The 15102-nt window shown below is 51.4% G+C and carries 13 protein-coding genes and 2 pseudogenes; 10 read left to right on the top strand and 5 right to left on the bottom strand.

Annotation, left to right across the window (positions count from 1 at the left end):
• Window positions 1-10 precede the first annotated feature (10 nt).
• The 4 genes and pseudogenes from BLS62_RS09120 to BLS62_RS09105 all read left to right on the top strand — a co-directional run.
• Window positions 11-507: pseudogene (locus tag BLS62_RS09120) on the top strand (crotonyl-CoA carboxylase/reductase); the annotation flags it as partial.
• A gap of 306 nt (window positions 508-813) precedes the next feature.
• On the top strand, window positions 814-1848 hold the full coding sequence (locus tag BLS62_RS09115) for an ABC transporter substrate-binding protein (RefSeq protein ID WP_093179660.1): 1035 nt from the start codon (window positions 814-816) through the stop codon (window positions 1846-1848).
• 45 nt (window positions 1849-1893) lie between these two features.
• Window positions 1894-2040: pseudogene (locus BLS62_RS09110) on the top strand (crotonyl-CoA carboxylase/reductase); the annotation flags it as partial.
• Window positions 2041-2206: 166 nt separating this feature from the next.
• Window positions 2207-2443, top strand: a complete 237-nt coding sequence (locus BLS62_RS09105; RefSeq protein WP_093179655.1) for a hypothetical protein — start codon at window positions 2207-2209, stop codon at window positions 2441-2443.
• A gap of 14 nt (window positions 2444-2457) precedes the next feature.
• On the opposite strand, the gene BLS62_RS09100 is transcribed toward BLS62_RS09105, so the two are convergent.
• Window positions 2458-3336: a DMT family transporter gene (locus BLS62_RS09100; protein WP_093179652.1), complete on the bottom strand. Its 879-nt coding sequence runs from the start codon at window positions 3334-3336 to the stop codon at window positions 2458-2460.
• A 149-nt stretch (window positions 3337-3485) separates the two neighbouring features.
• On the opposite strand from BLS62_RS09100, the gene BLS62_RS09095 reads away from it, so the two are divergent.
• Window positions 3486-3986, top strand: a complete 501-nt coding sequence (locus tag BLS62_RS09095) for a MarR family winged helix-turn-helix transcriptional regulator (RefSeq protein WP_093179649.1) — start codon at window positions 3486-3488, stop codon at window positions 3984-3986.
• Window positions 3987-4014: 28 nt separating this feature from the next.
• Here the strand turns inward: BLS62_RS09095 and BLS62_RS09090 are convergent, their stop codons facing one another.
• Entirely contained in the window at window positions 4015-4971 is a 957-nt protein-coding gene (locus BLS62_RS09090) for a zinc ABC transporter substrate-binding protein ZnuA (RefSeq protein ID WP_093179646.1), read from the bottom strand.
• Between the two features lie 254 nt (window positions 4972-5225).
• Between BLS62_RS09090 and BLS62_RS09085 the strand changes: the two genes are divergently transcribed.
• Together BLS62_RS09085 and BLS62_RS09080 are read left to right on the top strand one after the other, a co-directional pair.
• Window positions 5226-5705 carry an Lrp/AsnC family transcriptional regulator gene (locus tag BLS62_RS09085; protein ID WP_093179644.1) on the top strand — a complete coding sequence of 160 codons (480 nt, stop codon included), beginning with the start codon at window positions 5226-5228 and terminating at the stop codon, window positions 5703-5705.
• 179 nt (window positions 5706-5884) lie between these two features.
• On the top strand, window positions 5885-7006 hold the full coding sequence (locus BLS62_RS09080) for a saccharopine dehydrogenase family protein (RefSeq protein WP_093179641.1): 1122 nt from the start codon (window positions 5885-5887) through the stop codon (window positions 7004-7006).
• A gap of 67 nt (window positions 7007-7073) precedes the next feature.
• On the opposite strand, the gene cydC is transcribed toward BLS62_RS09080, so the two are convergent.
• Together cydC and cydD are read right to left on the bottom strand one after the other, a co-directional pair.
• Window positions 7074-8813: a thiol reductant ABC exporter subunit CydC gene (cydC, locus tag BLS62_RS09075; protein WP_093179638.1), complete on the bottom strand. Its 1740-nt coding sequence runs from the start codon at window positions 8811-8813 to the stop codon at window positions 7074-7076.
• Window positions 8810-10615: a thiol reductant ABC exporter subunit CydD gene (cydD, locus tag BLS62_RS09070; RefSeq protein ID WP_093179636.1), complete on the bottom strand. Its 1806-nt coding sequence runs from the start codon at window positions 10613-10615 to the stop codon at window positions 8810-8812. Before cydD ends, cydC begins: the two co-directional genes overlap by 4 nt.
• 452 nt (window positions 10616-11067) lie before the next feature.
• Here cydD and BLS62_RS09065 point away from each other — a divergent pair, with 452 nt between their 5' ends.
• Window positions 11068-11568, top strand: coding sequence for a hypothetical protein (locus BLS62_RS09065; protein WP_208990771.1), 501 nt, complete (start codon window positions 11068-11070; stop codon window positions 11566-11568).
• A 57-nt stretch (window positions 11569-11625) separates the two neighbouring features.
• Here the strand turns inward: BLS62_RS09065 and BLS62_RS09060 are convergent, their stop codons facing one another.
• Complete coding sequence (locus BLS62_RS09060; protein ID WP_093179633.1) at window positions 11626-13125, bottom strand: CoA-acylating methylmalonate-semialdehyde dehydrogenase; 1500 nt, start codon at window positions 13123-13125, stop codon at window positions 11626-11628.
• Between the two features lie 193 nt (window positions 13126-13318).
• On the opposite strand from BLS62_RS09060, the gene BLS62_RS09055 reads away from it, so the two are divergent.
• Entirely contained in the window at window positions 13319-14209 is an 891-nt protein-coding gene (locus tag BLS62_RS09055; RefSeq protein WP_093179631.1) for a LysR family transcriptional regulator, read from the top strand.
• 109 nt (window positions 14210-14318) lie between these two features.
• Complete coding sequence (locus BLS62_RS09050) at window positions 14319-15044, top strand: hypothetical protein (protein ID WP_093179627.1); 726 nt, start codon at window positions 14319-14321, stop codon at window positions 15042-15044.
• The last annotated feature ends 58 nt before the right edge of the window (window positions 15045-15102 follow it).

Here is a 15102-nt window from a genome sequence, read left to right as displayed (position 1 = left end):
AGTTGATGGTTGGGTGCAGCTGCCAAAGGTTAACTGGCTTGAATTTGACAAATGGACCCAAAGGGCCCTCAAGTTTGATAAGGCGATTTGGGATATTACCGGTAAGGGTAATGATGTTGGCATGGTGTTCGAACACTCAGGTGAGGCAACACTCCCAGTGTCGATACCTGTTGCTAAACGCAGCGGCATGGTTGTCTTCTGTACGGGTACCTCCGGCTTTAACCTGATAATGGGTGCCCGCTATGTGGATGCTCCAGAAACGAATTCAATGATCTCACTTTGCGCATTTGAAGCGAGCCTCTGGGGCGAACAAGTTCGTTCTTGAACATCGGATTAACCCGTACCTGAGTAAAGTCTTCGCTTGGGGGTCAGATCATTCAGGCCCACATGAATATGCGGAAGGACCAACATGCTCCGGGCAATATGTCAGTGCTCATCAATGCGCCTTGCATTGGGAACGCCGGAAATATCAACATATGCAGTAAACACAACACACTAACTTACTGAAAATTTATTTTACTTACTGAGGCAATTTTATACATTAAACTTGAGTATAATACATAATATCTCAACTATTACTTAGATTATGCGTAATAATAAATTCAGTTATTCTACTGAACAACATTAACTATAAATAATTTATATTGACAAATGAATGAGAATATCTATGTTTCGCGAAAATTTGGCAGGTCTAATTTCGATTAATTTTACTTGCTGACTAATTCCCTCTGCAATTGGCCCGAACGATAAGCTGTATATCTCAGTTTTTCATTCGGGCCAGATAGCAGCTAGGTTTTAACTAGGAGACATTCTGTGCTTAATTACAAATTCGCAATTGCAACTCTTGCCTTTGCTCTCCCGTTTGGTGCGATAGAAGCATCTGCTGCTGACGCTCCTGCCTGTGAAATTGATCGTCCTGTTGTGTTTGCTGGCGTGGATCTTGATTCCACCGCTTTTAGTAATTCGGTTGCCAGCTTCATCATTAAGAACGGTTATGGCTGTGAAACGGATAGCATTCCGGGATCAACCATTCCGCTCCTCAACGGTTTGGCCCGTGGCGACATCGATGTGTTCATGGAAGCCTGGCCGGTTAACGTGGGTGAAGCGTTAGCAAAAGGAGAGGCAAAAGGGGACTATGTTAACCTGGGGATCAACTTTGATAATGTGACTCAGGCTTGGTATGTGCCTAAATATCTGGTTGAGGGCGAAAATGCGCCTGCCAAGGGCCTTAAGTCTGTTACAGATCTTCCTAAGTATAAAGACGTTTTTTCTGACCCTGAAGAGCCAGGTAAAGGCCGCTTCTATAACTGTATCGCTGGTTGGGGTTGTGAGATAGTCAACACCAAAAAGCTGAACGCCTATGGTTTGCTGGATGATTACGTAAACTTCCGCCCTGGCACTGGTGCGGCATTGGCAGCCACAATTGATTCAAATATGCGCCGCAAAAGACCAATCGTGTTTTATTACTGGGGTCCTACCTGGGTAATGGGCAAGTATGGTGATGAGATGGTGCAACTTGAAGAGCCAGCATACAACAAAGCTGTATGGGACGCGCTGGATGCTGAAGACGATGCAAGCCTGGTTAAGGAAGCCGTAGCTTATCCTTTGGCCGCAGCCCATGTATACGTTAACAGCGAATTCCAAGCTCTTGCTCCGCAGCTGGTTGAGTTCCTGACCAACTACAAAACGACTGCCCCTGTTGTTTCTAAAGGACTGGCCTACATGCTGGACACTGATGGAACTACCGATGATGCTGCAATTGAGTTTTTGAAGACTAACCCTGATATGTGGACAAAGTGGGTTTCCGCTGATGTTCAAGAACGGGTTAAAGCTGCACTCGCGCAGTAAATTCTAAATTCAGAAAATTGATTTTAAGGATCACGGGTGTTGCCCGTGATCCTTTGTGCAGGTACATCCAGCATTAACCTGACAATGGATGCCCGCTATGCATGGATGTGCCAGAAACGCATTCATGGTTCTCTCCTTGCGCATTTAAAGCAAGCTTCTGAGGCGAACACGTTCGTTATTGACCCCCGCATGCATACCGACGACTTGGTCATCGCCACCTCCCTTTAATGTATGAAATTTGCCTCTGGAACACCCGTATTTGGGGCTGTTCAACCCGCCCTTTTCGTCTTGTTTAGAAAATATTAAGGGAAACAACTCATTATGAGAACATAGTAAGAACATCGGGTGTTTTAGAAGTATGTCCAAGAAATTTCATTGGCGGCAACTTTGGAAGAATGTTCCAGACCACAGCGTGGGAACGGGCGTTTTAAGTACTGAAATGAGTATGCGGGTTCACCGGGAAGATAAGGACGGTTTTCGCAGGCCGTGGCGGTGGGAGCTGCATCACAACGGTATGGTTTGCAAAGGCGATGTCAACGACAGAGTTGAAGCCATGCAAAAAGCGCAGGACGCTTATATCGCGTACCTGCGCTAAAACAACTTACTCTTTTATGGGGTTGCGGTGACTTCTTTTGCTTGGGCTGCAACTTTCGCAGCGGATGGTGTTTTGAGCGCAAAGACGATGCTGCCGAGCACAATTGTAATGCCGACCCATTGGCGAAGGCCAAACTGTTCCCCAACCAGCAACTGACCACAGAGCACGGCTGATACCGGATTGACCAGCGACAAGAAACCGATGGTTGTTGGTTTGAGCTGCACGATGCCGTTGAGCCAGTTCACGGATGCCCAGCCCATTCCCAAAATTCCGATCCAGAAGAAGGCCAGTGCCATATTCCAATCCGGCATTGGAGCTGCCCCCTCGAACAGAAAAGCGATGGGCAGTGCATAGAGGCCGCCCAGAGTGACATGCCACCCGGTATAGGTGACCATGCTGGTCTCCGGTCGCCCCCATTTGCTGCCCAAGTAAACACCGGTAAACGTGCTGACACACGCAGCCAATGCAGCTCCGATACCGATCCAGTCCAGATCAACCGCGCCGAGCAGCAGCAGGCTAACACCGAATAGGCCAATGACTGACGCCATTAGCTGCCGAGGAACCGGTTTTTTGCCTTGTAGGATCCAGATGTAGAAGAGGATTTGGAGCGGTAGTGTTGCCATGAGCGTTCCGGCCATGCCGCTTGGGAGGCGGAATGCTGCGATGAACACGAAGAAGATCATGGAAAGGTTGGTGAGCCCAATGACCATGGCGCGCTTTGCCCATTTTGAGGACAGCAGACCCGGCGCAAACATCAGCAGTAAAAGACCAGCAGGCAAAAGCCGATAGACAACCATCCAGACCGGATCCTGCCCCGGTAACAATAGGGTGGTGACGGCATAGGTTGTGCCCCAGATGGCCGGGGTGAGCGCCGTGCGCAGTTGAAGGAACACTTACTTTGACCTGAGTTAGTTTGAGTTCAAGCTAATATTTCCTGATCATTAGGGTATCTACGCAAGCTCGTCAAGTATCTTGATCTCAAGTAATTCATCTGCAATATAACGAGCACCACACGGTTTTTGTTTGTTTGCTGGGAACTGAGATGACAGATCATGTTGCGCGGGTTGTTCGCCAATGGAAAAAAGAAGTGCCAGACGTTGATGCCACACCGATGCATATTCTTGCGCGGATGATGCGGATCAACATTATGATCAACAAGGACATTTCCGGTAATTTTGGTAGTTTCGGGCTGGCCACGGGTGATTTTGACGTACTGGCAACACTGCGCCGTAGCGGGGAGCCATTTGCTCTGCGCCCTACCGAGCTCTCCAAATCCAGTATGCTGACGTCCGGCACCATGACAAGCCGGTTGGATAAACTTGAGAAGATGGGCTTGGTGTGTCGTAAGCCAAACCCTGAGGATCGGCGGGCGCTGATGATTCATCTGACAGAAAAAGGGAAGTCATTGGTGGAACAAGCCGCCGCAAAGCACTTTGAGATGGAAGCGGAAATGCTGGCGGTTCTGCCCCCTGAGGACAGAGAAATGTTGGAAGGTATTTTGGAGAGGTGGAGCCGCAGGCTTGAAGACGACGGAACGATGTAGAGCCTGCGACCAGATTTATACCAGCAGATTAGCTCTGCTCGGTGAGGCAGGCATTAAAAGCAGTGCCCATGCCTTTGAGGAGCTGAGTGTAAAGCTGAGGTCCGGCCTCCAGTGTTGATCCAAGTGGGTCCAGCTCAGCGGTGTTTACGTTTGTCCCCTCTTTCAGCACCTCCACCATTCTGGGGTTAAACTGTGCTTCAGAGAAGACGCAGGTCACGCCAAGATTTTTCAGTTTCCCGCGCACCTGCGAAAGACGCCTTGCTCCGGGCAGTACTTCCGGGCTGATTGTGACTGAGCCAACAGCTTTGAGATCAAAGGCTTCTTCGAAGTAACGATAGGCATCGTGGAACACGACGAACGACTTGCCTTGATGCTGTTTCAAATCTTCTTTCAGCTTGGCGGAGAGAGCCTTGATTTCTGTAGCTTCCGCCTTAGCATTTGCCGCATATTTTGCCGCATTGGCCGGATCTGCTTTTGCGAGGGTTTTCTCGATTTTAGTCAGCATGGCCAGTGCGTTTTGCGGGTCTAGCCAGAGATGCATGTCAAAAGCGTCATCCCCATGCTCGTCGTGGTCCTCATGTTCGTCATGATCTTCCTCCCCAGCATGTTCCTCGAAGTTGCCGCCCTCGCGGAACTGGAGCAGCTTCAGACCGTCGGCTTCTTTCAGATCAACCACAGTTGCTGACCCTGCCAGGTTTTCCAGCGGCGTTTCCAAAAAGCTCTCCATCTGCGGACCAACCCAGAACACCACATCAGCATTCGCGATTTTGCGAGCAGTAGAGGGGCGCAGACTGTAGGTGTGGGGAGACCCAGCGCCATCCACGACAAGAGACGGCGTACCGACCCCTTCCATAACGCTTGCAACGAGGGAGTGGATGGGCTTGATGGACGCCACCACCTTGACTTCCGTTTGCGCAAATGCCGGAACACTCAAACTGCTGCAAAGAACAGCCAGCACGCTCATTGACCCGAAAAGATGTTTCATACTCGTTCGACACCATAAGTGTTATACTATTACATTTGATTTGTTATCTTATAACGTTACGTTTTGGCGCGTGCAACGGCAATTTTATGGTTTTGCCGGTTAAGGGTAAAACTCCAGCCTCACATCTGCATTTTCGTTTAACATTCAGTGTGTTCTGCAAGGAGATAGCCCCTTATTTTTGTTGGTTTTGCCGGTAAGTACTGCCAAATCGCCGAGAGGGCTGTTATATTGACGAAAAATTATAGGGACTACTCATGGCCGAGATAAAGGACGAACTGGATCGCAAGCTGATTGCTATTTTGCAAGGGAATGCGCGTGAGCCGGTTTCTTCCATCGCCCGTCGTCTGGACGTAGCACGCTCTACTGTTCAGGAGCGGATTGCCCGTCTTGAGCGCAAGGGCATCATCATTGGCTACACCGCTATTTTGGGTGATCAGCAGGACGAAAAGCGTGTGCAGGCGCTGGTTATGCTCTCCGTCTCCCAGCAACGCTCACGCGAGCTGATCACACAGCTGGAATCCTACCCTGAGATCCGCAGTTGTCTGACCATCTCTGGTGAGTTTGATCTGTGCCTGATTGTAGAGCCGGATCGGTTGGAGGAGCTGGATTCAGTGCTGGATGAGATTGCAGCCATTCCCGGTGTGGAACGCACCCGCTCCTCTATCGTTTTGACAAAGAAGTTTGAACGCCAGCGCCCGTTCATGCCGCAAAACACATACAGCCTGGAAAAATGACACGAATCTTGTGAGTGCCACACGCACGCATCGTTATATTTACAGTTTTATTGTCATTATGACGCAGTTACCGTCATAATGACGGAATAAAACGTCATTTCGGCAAGTTGCCCTATAAACTCCGGCAGTGTTTTCACGTAGACTTCAGGTCAATCGAAAACCAGTCTGGAGGGGCTTATATGAACCGACATCATGTTGCAGTGGTAGGCGCAGGTAAGATCGGCGGAATGATCGCCGCATTGTTACAAGGCTCTGGTGATTACCAGATCAAGGTTTTAGACCAGAGTGTGGATGCACTTTCTACATTGGACGTGCCGCATGTCACCACCGAGGCGCTGGACGTGAGCGACCTTGGTAAACTAACCGCAGCGCTAAAAGGATGTGATGCTGTCATTTCAGCTGCGCCATTCTTCCTGACACCTGTGATTGCACAGGCTGCACGGGATGCGGATTGTCATTACCTTGACTTGACCGAGGATGTGGCAAGCACGGCTGAAGTTGAGCGCATCGCCAAAGGCGCTAGTAAAGCGTTTGCCCCGCAGTGTGGTCTTGCTCCCGGTTTTGTTTCCATTGCCGGACACGACCTTGCGCAGCAGTTTGATCGTCTAGAAGACCTACATTTGCGTGTGGGGGCATTGCCTCGTTACCCAACCAATAAATTGAAATACAATCTCACGTGGTCAACGGACGGGTTGATCAATGAATATTGTAATCCATGCCTTGCTATTGAAAACGGCGAACTGACAACGGTCTCTCCGTTGGCTGGCTTGCAGAACTTCTCTCTGGACGGTGTTGACTATGAAGCTTTCAACACATCCGGCGGATTGGGGTCTTTGTCTGAAACCTTGAAAGGCAAAGTGCAGAGCCTGCGTTATCTTTCCATCCGCTATCCGGGTCATAAAGACATCATGGAGTTGTTGCTGAACGATCTTGGTTTCATCAACAAACGGGAGCTCCTGAAGGAAGTGATGGAAGACGCCATTCCTGCCACTATGCAGGACCGCGTTCTCATCTTCATCACCGCAACTGGCATGAAGGATGGTCGCTTCCAGCAGAAATCCTTCTCCCATGTGGTCAATGATCGCGAGATCCATGGCAAACATTGGAGCGGCATTCAGATTACAACAGCGGCCAGCATCTGTGCCACGCTGGATCTGATGATGACTGGAAAGCTGCAGGCAAAAGGCTTTGTGACGCAAGAAAGCATCAGCTTGGCGGACTTTCTCGCCAACCGTTTTGGTGGCCTTTACAATAATGATGGCTCTGACCACGAGAAATCCGGTCACCAATTGGCAGCCTAATTATCGAAAAAGAGCGCGGCCCTCTCATCGAGGACTGCGCTCTTTTTTTATAATCATGCAGAATAGCTTAATCGTCGCGCAAGCGGCCTTTGATCTCGTCAGACAGCGGCAGCGCGACTTCGCTTAGCTTGCCGTCTTCCAAGACCAGAACGCGGTCAGCACAGGCTAGTTCGCTGGCACGATGGGACACCATCAATACGGTCTTGCCGCGTGTCATTGCGCGGAACGAGGTCAGAACCGTATCAGCTGTTGCGTGGTCCAGACCTTCGGTCAGCTCATCGGCAATCCAGATTTCCGGGTTGCGCAGGTAAGCACGGGCGAGCGCCAGACGTCGACCTTCGCCGCCAGACAGGCCAAGACCACCTTCCCCCAGATGAGTTTCCAGCTTTTCGTTTCGGCTCTCGACCAGTTTTTTCAGGCCAGCATGGTCCAAAGCTTCCCAGAGTTCATCATCGCTCGCGTCTTCTCGTGCAACCCGCAGGTTGTCAGCAATGGTGCTGTGGAAGATCTGTGTGCGCTGGCCAACAACTGTTAGTGCGGCGCGCAGTTTATCTTCCGCTAGGTCCGGTAGATTGACGCCGCCGATCTGGATAGAGCCGTTTTGAGGCGTTTGCAGGCGGGCAACGATGGCTGCCAGCGTGGATTTACCAGCTCCGCTGGGACCAATCACCACTGTGCGGCTTCCTGTTGGCAGAACCAAATCCACACCGCTTAGGATTGGAGCCGCTTTGGGCGTGTAGGCGAAATCGATATTCTTAAGATGCAGGGCGTCTTTGCCAGCTTCAAACACAGGTGTTTCTGAATTGCTTCTGGCGTTTTGCAGCGCCTCACTGTCCTGCCCAACAGTCAGTAGCGAGCGAACGCGATCCGCAGCGCCTGACATTTTGCTCCAGCTACCTGCGCTGTTGGCAAGCGAGACCAGAAGCTCCGGCAGTGCCATGGCTACAAAGGCAAACAGGGCAATGTGTTTCAGTTCCATCTGGCCTTGCCGGTAGGCATAGGCTGCAAACAGGAAGGTTACCGCAACCATCACCTGACTCATGGTGCTGATGACGGCCTGATTGCGCATGTCTGTCAGTTCGCTCTGCTCTTGCGCTTCATCCAGCTGGTCCACAGCTTTCAGCGCAGCGGCGCGTTGTTGTTCCAGTCCGCCAAAGACGGATAGATCACGACGACCCCGAACCAGATCAGAAACACGCACACGCAGCGCATCCCGAGCGGCATTGAGCTTGCGAGCCTGTGCTTTTTTGCGGTGACCGCCTGATTTGGCCAAAACGGTCAGGCCAGCAGCCTGAATAGCGCCCAGAGCGATGGATGCTACTGGCGAGTATTGCCAGAGGATTACCAGTGTCAGGCCTGTGATGATGGCCGCAGATGCGAGAGGCACTACAAGGCGCAGGAACAGGCCGTCCAGCTGATCCACATCACTCACCACGCGGGAAAGTGCTGTTGCAGAGCGCTGGCTCAAGGTTCCGTTGCTTTCGCGGGCAACAAGCCCTCGGAACACACCGGAGCGCAGGTTGGCGAGAAAACGGAAGGTCGCGTCATGGGTGATGACGCGCTCAATGTAACGACCAAAAATGCGGACGGATGCATAGAGGCGGATGCTGCCAGCTGCGGAGCTGGTGTTGAAGGCGATTGCGCCCCCGGAAAGACCAGCCAATGCGGTTGCTGTGATGAAATAACCCGAGACCGCCAACAGCGCTATGCCTGCTGCGGCTGGGAGGAAGGCGAGGACCAGACCGCCCCAGAAGGCAAGCGGTTCTTCTTTTTGTAAAAGCCAGATGATGCGGAGGGACGATCTCATTGCTGTTCTCCTTCGCATTCGTTCAGTTCGATCAGAACACCGTCTTTCAGCGTCAGCACGCGATCGGCGGAGCTGACCACGCGTGGGTCATGGGTTGCGACCAGAACCGGCTTGTTGTGGGCCAGTTTTTTGAGAGCTGCGACAACCTTTTGTGCGGTCACGCCATCCAGATCGGCTGTTGGTTCGTCAGCGATGATCAGTCTTGCATCTGTACGCAGAGCAGCTCTTGCCAGCGCGAAACGACGACGTTCGCCAAGCGACAGGCCTTTGCCATCTTCACCGATTTGCCCGGAGAGACCATTGGGAATTTTGACGAGTAGCTCATCAACAGCTGCCAGTTTCAGCGCGTCTATCAGCTGAGCATCATCCGCGTTTTTGTCTGCACGGCGCAGGTTTGCGCGCAGCGTGCCGTGGAACAGTTCAGGATTTTGAGAGAGCACGGAAATGGATTGTTGCCAGTTGGTCAGGCCGTAGGAGGACAGCGGTAGCCCGCCATAGGAGATTTGCCCCTGCTCTGCTGGCAGGAAGCCAAGAATGCAATCCATCAGAGTGGATTTACCTGTCCCACTTGGGCCTTTGACAACAACAAGCTCCGGCTCACTGATGCTCAAAGAGACATCAGAGAGGATGGTGCGGCGACCACGAGTGACATGTAGATTTTTGATCATGAGCGCGCCAGAGACAGGCAGCGGCACCACATCAAGACCAGTGCCAATGATCTCGTGTTTGTTGTCGTTTTCCAGTTGTTTTTGCAGTTCAACGATATGATCAGCAGCAGCCATGCCAGCAGCACGGTCATGATAAGCGGCAGCGTACGCACGCAAAGGCGCAAAGTATTCCGGTACGATCATCAGCATAAACAGGCCGCCGGCCAGCGTGAGCGGAGAGCCGTAAGCCCCAAAGCTCCAATCGCCCAGCAGCGAGAAGCCCACATAGATCGCAGTGATTGCAATGGCAGCGGCGCTGAACAGTTCCAACGCAGTGCTGGAAAGGAACGCGATGCGCAGCACACGCATGGTGGAGAGACGGAACTCTCCTCCGAGCTTGCGGATATCGTCTTCCGAGCGTTTCACCGCCCCGAACAGGCGCAGAGTTTCCAAACCTCTGAGACGGTCCAGCAGAACACCGCTCATATCAGCTAACACACCAAGTTGGCGCTCGCTGGCTTTCTTGGCGCGAATACCGACAATCGCCATGAAAACCGGAACCAGCGGGCCGAACAACAGCAGGCAAAGCGCCGCAAACCAGCTGACATAAGCAACTGATGTGAGTAAAACGAGAGGCACGAGAGAAAGGCGCGCCTGAATTGGAAGGAAGCGGCCAAGGTACGGGCCAATGGCCTGAATATGTTCCACTGCGATGGAGGCGATCTTACCACTTGCGGGGAGTTCGTGGGATGGGGAGAGATCTGTCAGGTTGCTCAACAAGCTGGTTTCCAGCCTGTGGCGCGCCTTGGAGGCTGCGCGAACAGCAATCTCACCACCTTTGACCCGCAGAACATGGCGGATCACGGCAATTATCAAAATAGAGAGAGTTGCGTAAAACGGATCAAGACCCGGACCATGGGGATCAATCAGCCCTGCGATAGCCAATGCAAGCAAAGCCGCCTGTGGGACCCACATGATCTCCGAGGCCCCTTGCAACATGGCACCGCGTTTCACCAGTTTCATTTCCGGGCGAACAGCTTCTTGCAACCACACCTGACCCGCTGACTTTTTGCGGCCACGTTTCTTGCCGGAGGTACTTGCCTCCGCAACATCTGCATCAGATAACTCTGTGACGTCTGCTAGATTTTCAGTCATTCCGTTAAACCGGTTCCCTCTTCGCCGGGGCATTCTGCCTATAATCAGTTGCCAATTTCCGAAGAACCTCTTCAGCTACTGGCACTTGCGGGTGCAGAGGTCCCGAACCGTCCGATCCACTCGTGCAACATACTAGTTAGAATTACTGTATTCTTTTAGTAATTCGCAAGAAACTCAGAGGCGAAGACCACTCAATTGTATGGGACATAAGCGCACAGGTACTTGGTTCCGGTGATCATTCTGCCCTCACGGGCCCCTTGCCTTACCGTTGTATTAAGGGGTTTTACCGAAGATATGCCACGACAAAAGTCAATTTACTTCAGTGTATCCCAGATTTTCGGGAATCTTAACCGCTTGCCGCTAGGTTCATCTTGTTCTCTTGAATAACCCAGCGCCACTCAATCTAACCGATTGATATTGCTGCAGAACGATAAAAAAGGAGAGAACCCTTGATGTTACGCTCCCTTATCTTCTCGGGCTTGATTGCCGTAAGTAGCCTTGCCGTTGTTTTTTCCGCATCTGCCTCTGAGAAAGAGGGATTTACGGGGAAACGTGATGACATGATTCCCCCGCTTGAAATGTTCAAAACCATGGCGAGTGATCTTGAGCCCGAAGGCTGGATCACGTTTCAAGCGCTGGATGGCAGACAAATTATCGATTTTTCTCCGATTATGTCACTGCGTTGCAGGCTCAAAGAGATCAAGTATTCCATTGATTCCAAGGATCTTGATAAAACTATGCCAGTTCCTGCATGTGATCCTGAATATCCATTTCGCTTGGAAGCTCAAGGCATTCACAAGCCTTATGTGATCGAATTTCCAGGTGGAACGGTGCAAGCACTTGCCATTCAACTGATGTGGGAGGATGGAACAAGCAGCGAAATCGGTTATTTTCAACCCTGCCGTGCAGTTGGTGCTGTCCCTTGTGCCTACCCGATTGGTAGCCGCTTGTAAGAAACAAAAAAAGGCGCCCCGAAGAGCGCCTTTTTCAAAAAACTAGATCTCAGTCCCTTAGTCCATGGTTGGGATGGAGAATTCTGCACCTTCTTTAACACCTGAAGGCCAGCGAGCTGTAACCGTTTTGGTACGGGTGTAGAATTTGAAACCGTCTGTGCCGTGCTGGTTCAGATCACCAAATGCGGACCGCTTCCAGCCACCGAAAGAGTGGTAGGCAAGCGGCACAGGGATCGGCACATTCACGCCAATCATGCCGATGTTGATGCGGCTTGCGAAGTCACGTGCAGTATCACCGTCACGTGTGTAAATCGCGGTACCATTGCCGTATTCGTGGCTCATTGGCAGGTCGATTGCTTCTTCATAGGTTTTTGCACGAACCACGGAAAGAACAGGACCAAAAATTTCTTCTTTGTAGATGTCCATGTCTCTGGTCACGTTATCGAACAAACAGCCGCCCATGAAGTTGCCGTTTTCATACCCCTGCAGATTGAAATCACGACCATCAACAACAAGTTTTGCGCCCTGCTCTACACCAGAGGCAACAAGGCCTTTGATGCGCTGCAGTGCCTGTGCGGTGATGACTGGACCGAAGTCTACATCGTTACCAGCTGTGTAAGGGCCAACTTTCAGACCTTCAACGCGTGGAGCAAGCTTTTCGATCAAACGATCGGCAGTTTCATCGCCAACTGGAACAGCTACGGAGATCGCCATACAACGTTCGCCAGCAGCGCCGTAACCAGCACCGATCAGAGCGTCTGCTGCCAGATCGAGATCCGCATCCGGCATGATGATCATGTGGTTTTTCGCGCCGCCGAAGCACTGTACGCGCTTACCGTTGGCACAACCACGGGTGTAAACGTATTCAGCAATTGCAGTAGAGCCAACAAAGCCAATAGCCTGGATGATTGGATCATCAAGGATAGCGTCTACAGATTCTTTGTCGCCGTTTACAACGTTCAGAACACCTGCAGGCAGACCAGCTTCAAGCATCAGTTCAGCAAGCATGATCGGTACAGATGGGTTGCGCTCGGATGGTTTGAGGATGAAGGCGTTACCAGCAGCCAGAGCCACACAGAATTTCCACATCGGGATCATCGCTGGGAAGTTGAATGGTGTGATACCAGCAACAACGCCAAGCGGCTGACGCATGGAATACATGTCGATGCCTGGTCCAGCGCCTTCGGTGTACTCGCCCTTCATCAGGTGCGGTGCGCCGATGCAGAATTCAGCAACTTCCAGACCACGGATGACGTCGCCTTTTGCATCGGGAATGGTTTTACCATGTTCGCGGGAGAGTGTTTCTGCCAGCTTGTCCATGTCGCGGTTCAGGAGGCCTACGAACTTCATCATAACGCGGGCACGGCGCTGTGGGTTGGTTGCGCCCCATGCATGCTGTGCTTTTTCTGCGATTTCTACTGCTTCACGCAGTTCATCAGCAGTTGCCAGCGCAACTTTCGCCTGAACTTCGCCCGTTGCAGGGTTGAAGACTTCACCAAAGCGGCCGGACTTGCCTGCTACGCGCTTGCCGTTGATAAAATGACCAATCTCTTCCACGATGGTGTTCTCCCTTAAGCGATTTTGATTTTCCGGCTCGTATGACGATGCATAATCGACCTATGAGCAAATTTCTCTATGGCCCTAGCATGAACTATATTTTTCGCATATCAATGAGATAATAATCGAAACCGTTGTGCGAAAATTGAATAACCAATTCTGCGCTACGTCAAGAATGGGGAGATCAAAAACCATGAACTGGGATGATGCAAGAGTATTTTTGGCGGTTGCCCGTTCTGGCCAGATTTTGGGAGCAGCCCAGCGCCTTGGTTTGAACCATGCCACTGTTGCCCGCCGTATCTCCTCGCTGGAATCTGCCCTGCAAGCCAAGTTGATTGACCGCCGAACAACGGGCTGTGTTTTGACCAGTGAAGGCGAGCGTTTCTTTGAATTTGCCGAGTCCATGGAAACCGAGATGCTTTCGGCGCGTGCGGAGATTGGTGGAACAGATGTTGAACTTTCTGGTGCAGTACGGATTGGTGCTCCTGATGGCTTCGGGGTTGCGTTCCTCGCTCCCCGCCTAGGGAGGTTGAACGAGCGTTATCCTGATCTGACCTTGCAACTGGTGCCATTGCACCGCGCGTTTTCGCTCTCCAAGCGCGAGGCTGATCTGGCAGTCACTGTAGGACAACCTGAACATGGCCGATTGGTGAGCCGAAAGCTGACGGATTACTCCCTCGGTCTTTATGCCTCCCACGCTTATGTGGAGCGTTATGGGCTACCTGAGACAGAAGAGGCGCTGAAACAGCACCGACTGATTGGGTATGTCGATGATCTGATTTTCGCCCCTTCCCTCAACTATTCCGCAGAGTTTGCAAAGGATTGGCAATCCCGTCTTGAGTGCGCAAGTGCGCTTGGACAAACTGAGGCTGTGCGTGCGGGAAGTGGGATCGGGATCCTTCACGGGTTTATTGCGGACGGGAGTGATGACTTTGTTCCAGTGCTACCGCATCGGCGTATTTCCCGAAGCTACTATCTTGTCACCCATGAGAGCGCCCGGCATTTACGGCGCATTAAAACGGTTTCTGACTTCATCAGTGATCTGGTGAAGCAAGAAAAAGAGTTATTTAGAAACCACAACTAAGCTACTGCAAAACAGTTATATTTCCGCATATCATTATAATAATTATGTTTGATAAGCTATAATTTGGAGGATCTCTCCTTAACTTCCTGTTTCAAATGGGCACCTCAAAATGATTGGTAAGTTTGTTAAATACGTTTGCGTTCCGTTGATGGTTCTGGGTGGTGCTTCAGCGCTGACCAATTCAGATTTCGCCAGTTATTTATCGATTACAAGTTTTGCGGCAGAGCGTGTTCATGAAACACTGCCCAGCGCAGATGACCTCCGCCTTTCAACAGAACTGGATTATCGTGGATTACACACCTATCGCCCATTGCTGAAATATTCCGCAGATAAGGACATCATTGAGGTTTTGAAGGCGAAACGCACTCTGACCCGCAAGCTGATGGTTGCAACTGACCCGCTCGTTTGTGCTCAGGAATATTCTGGGGCAACTCACCTGCTGCCTGACAAGCTCAAGCAGGTTGAAGCCGAAAGTAATGCGGAGGAGCAGGCTCTGTTGGAGATGCTGGCTGCTGCTAGAATTCGAGCAGCTAAAGACGGTGTACGGGTCGCTTTCACAGGTCAAACAATCGAGAAGAAGGTCACAACGAGTGACAGCAATCCGAAATCATCCTTCAATGCAGACCTCTACCTCCCTGCAAATGACGGGTTTGAGACCCTGATGAAGGTTTGTTCCATGGAGTCCCTTAGCCGTGTTTTCGCAGCAGACCCAACAGATGAGCAGCTCTGTGACAGCGAGGTCCGCCTTTTTGATGAGATCCTAGCCTTACCTGCTCCACATGGAGCTCCCATGCGTCGATATTTTGTCGATCTGATCTACTTTGCAGGCAACTAAGAGGATCTGGTCCTTCACCCGTGTCAATTTGGCGTCAACCGGATCAGCAGGTGTGAAT

The sequence above is a fragment of the Pseudovibrio sp. Tun.PSC04-5.I4 genome, from assembly GCF_900104145.1.
Lineage (GTDB): Bacteria > Pseudomonadota > Alphaproteobacteria > Rhizobiales > Stappiaceae > Pseudovibrio.
Note: the sequence above shows the minus strand (reverse complement) of the source record. Positions and strands in the feature narration are given on the sequence as shown.

Excerpts from the sequence above, each read along its gene's own strand:
- BLS62_RS09105 (WP_093179655.1), top strand. The coding sequence starts at position 2,207 with ATGTCCAAGAAATTTCATTGGCGGCAACTTTGGAAGAATGTTCCAGAC.
- BLS62_RS09095 (WP_093179649.1), top strand. The coding sequence starts at position 3,486 with ATGACAGATCATGTTGCGCGGGTTGTTCGCCAATGGAAAAAAGAAGTG.
- BLS62_RS09090 (WP_093179646.1), bottom strand. The coding sequence starts at position 4,971 with ATGAAACATCTTTTCGGGTCAATGAGCGTGCTGGCTGTTCTTTGCAGC.
- BLS62_RS09085 (WP_093179644.1), top strand. The coding sequence starts at position 5,226 with ATGGCCGAGATAAAGGACGAACTGGATCGCAAGCTGATTGCTATTTTG.
- BLS62_RS09080 (WP_093179641.1), top strand. The coding sequence starts at position 5,885 with ATGAACCGACATCATGTTGCAGTGGTAGGCGCAGGTAAGATCGGCGGA.
- cydC (WP_093179638.1), bottom strand. The coding sequence starts at position 8,813 with ATGAGATCGTCCCTCCGCATCATCTGGCTTTTACAAAAAGAAGAACCG.
- cydD (WP_093179636.1), bottom strand. The coding sequence starts at position 10,615 with ATGACTGAAAATCTAGCAGACGTCACAGAGTTATCTGATGCAGATGTT.
- BLS62_RS09065 (WP_208990771.1), top strand. The coding sequence starts at position 11,068 with ATGTTACGCTCCCTTATCTTCTCGGGCTTGATTGCCGTAAGTAGCCTT.
- BLS62_RS09055 (WP_093179631.1), top strand. The coding sequence starts at position 13,319 with ATGAACTGGGATGATGCAAGAGTATTTTTGGCGGTTGCCCGTTCTGGC.
- BLS62_RS09050 (WP_093179627.1), top strand. The coding sequence starts at position 14,319 with ATGATTGGTAAGTTTGTTAAATACGTTTGCGTTCCGTTGATGGTTCTG.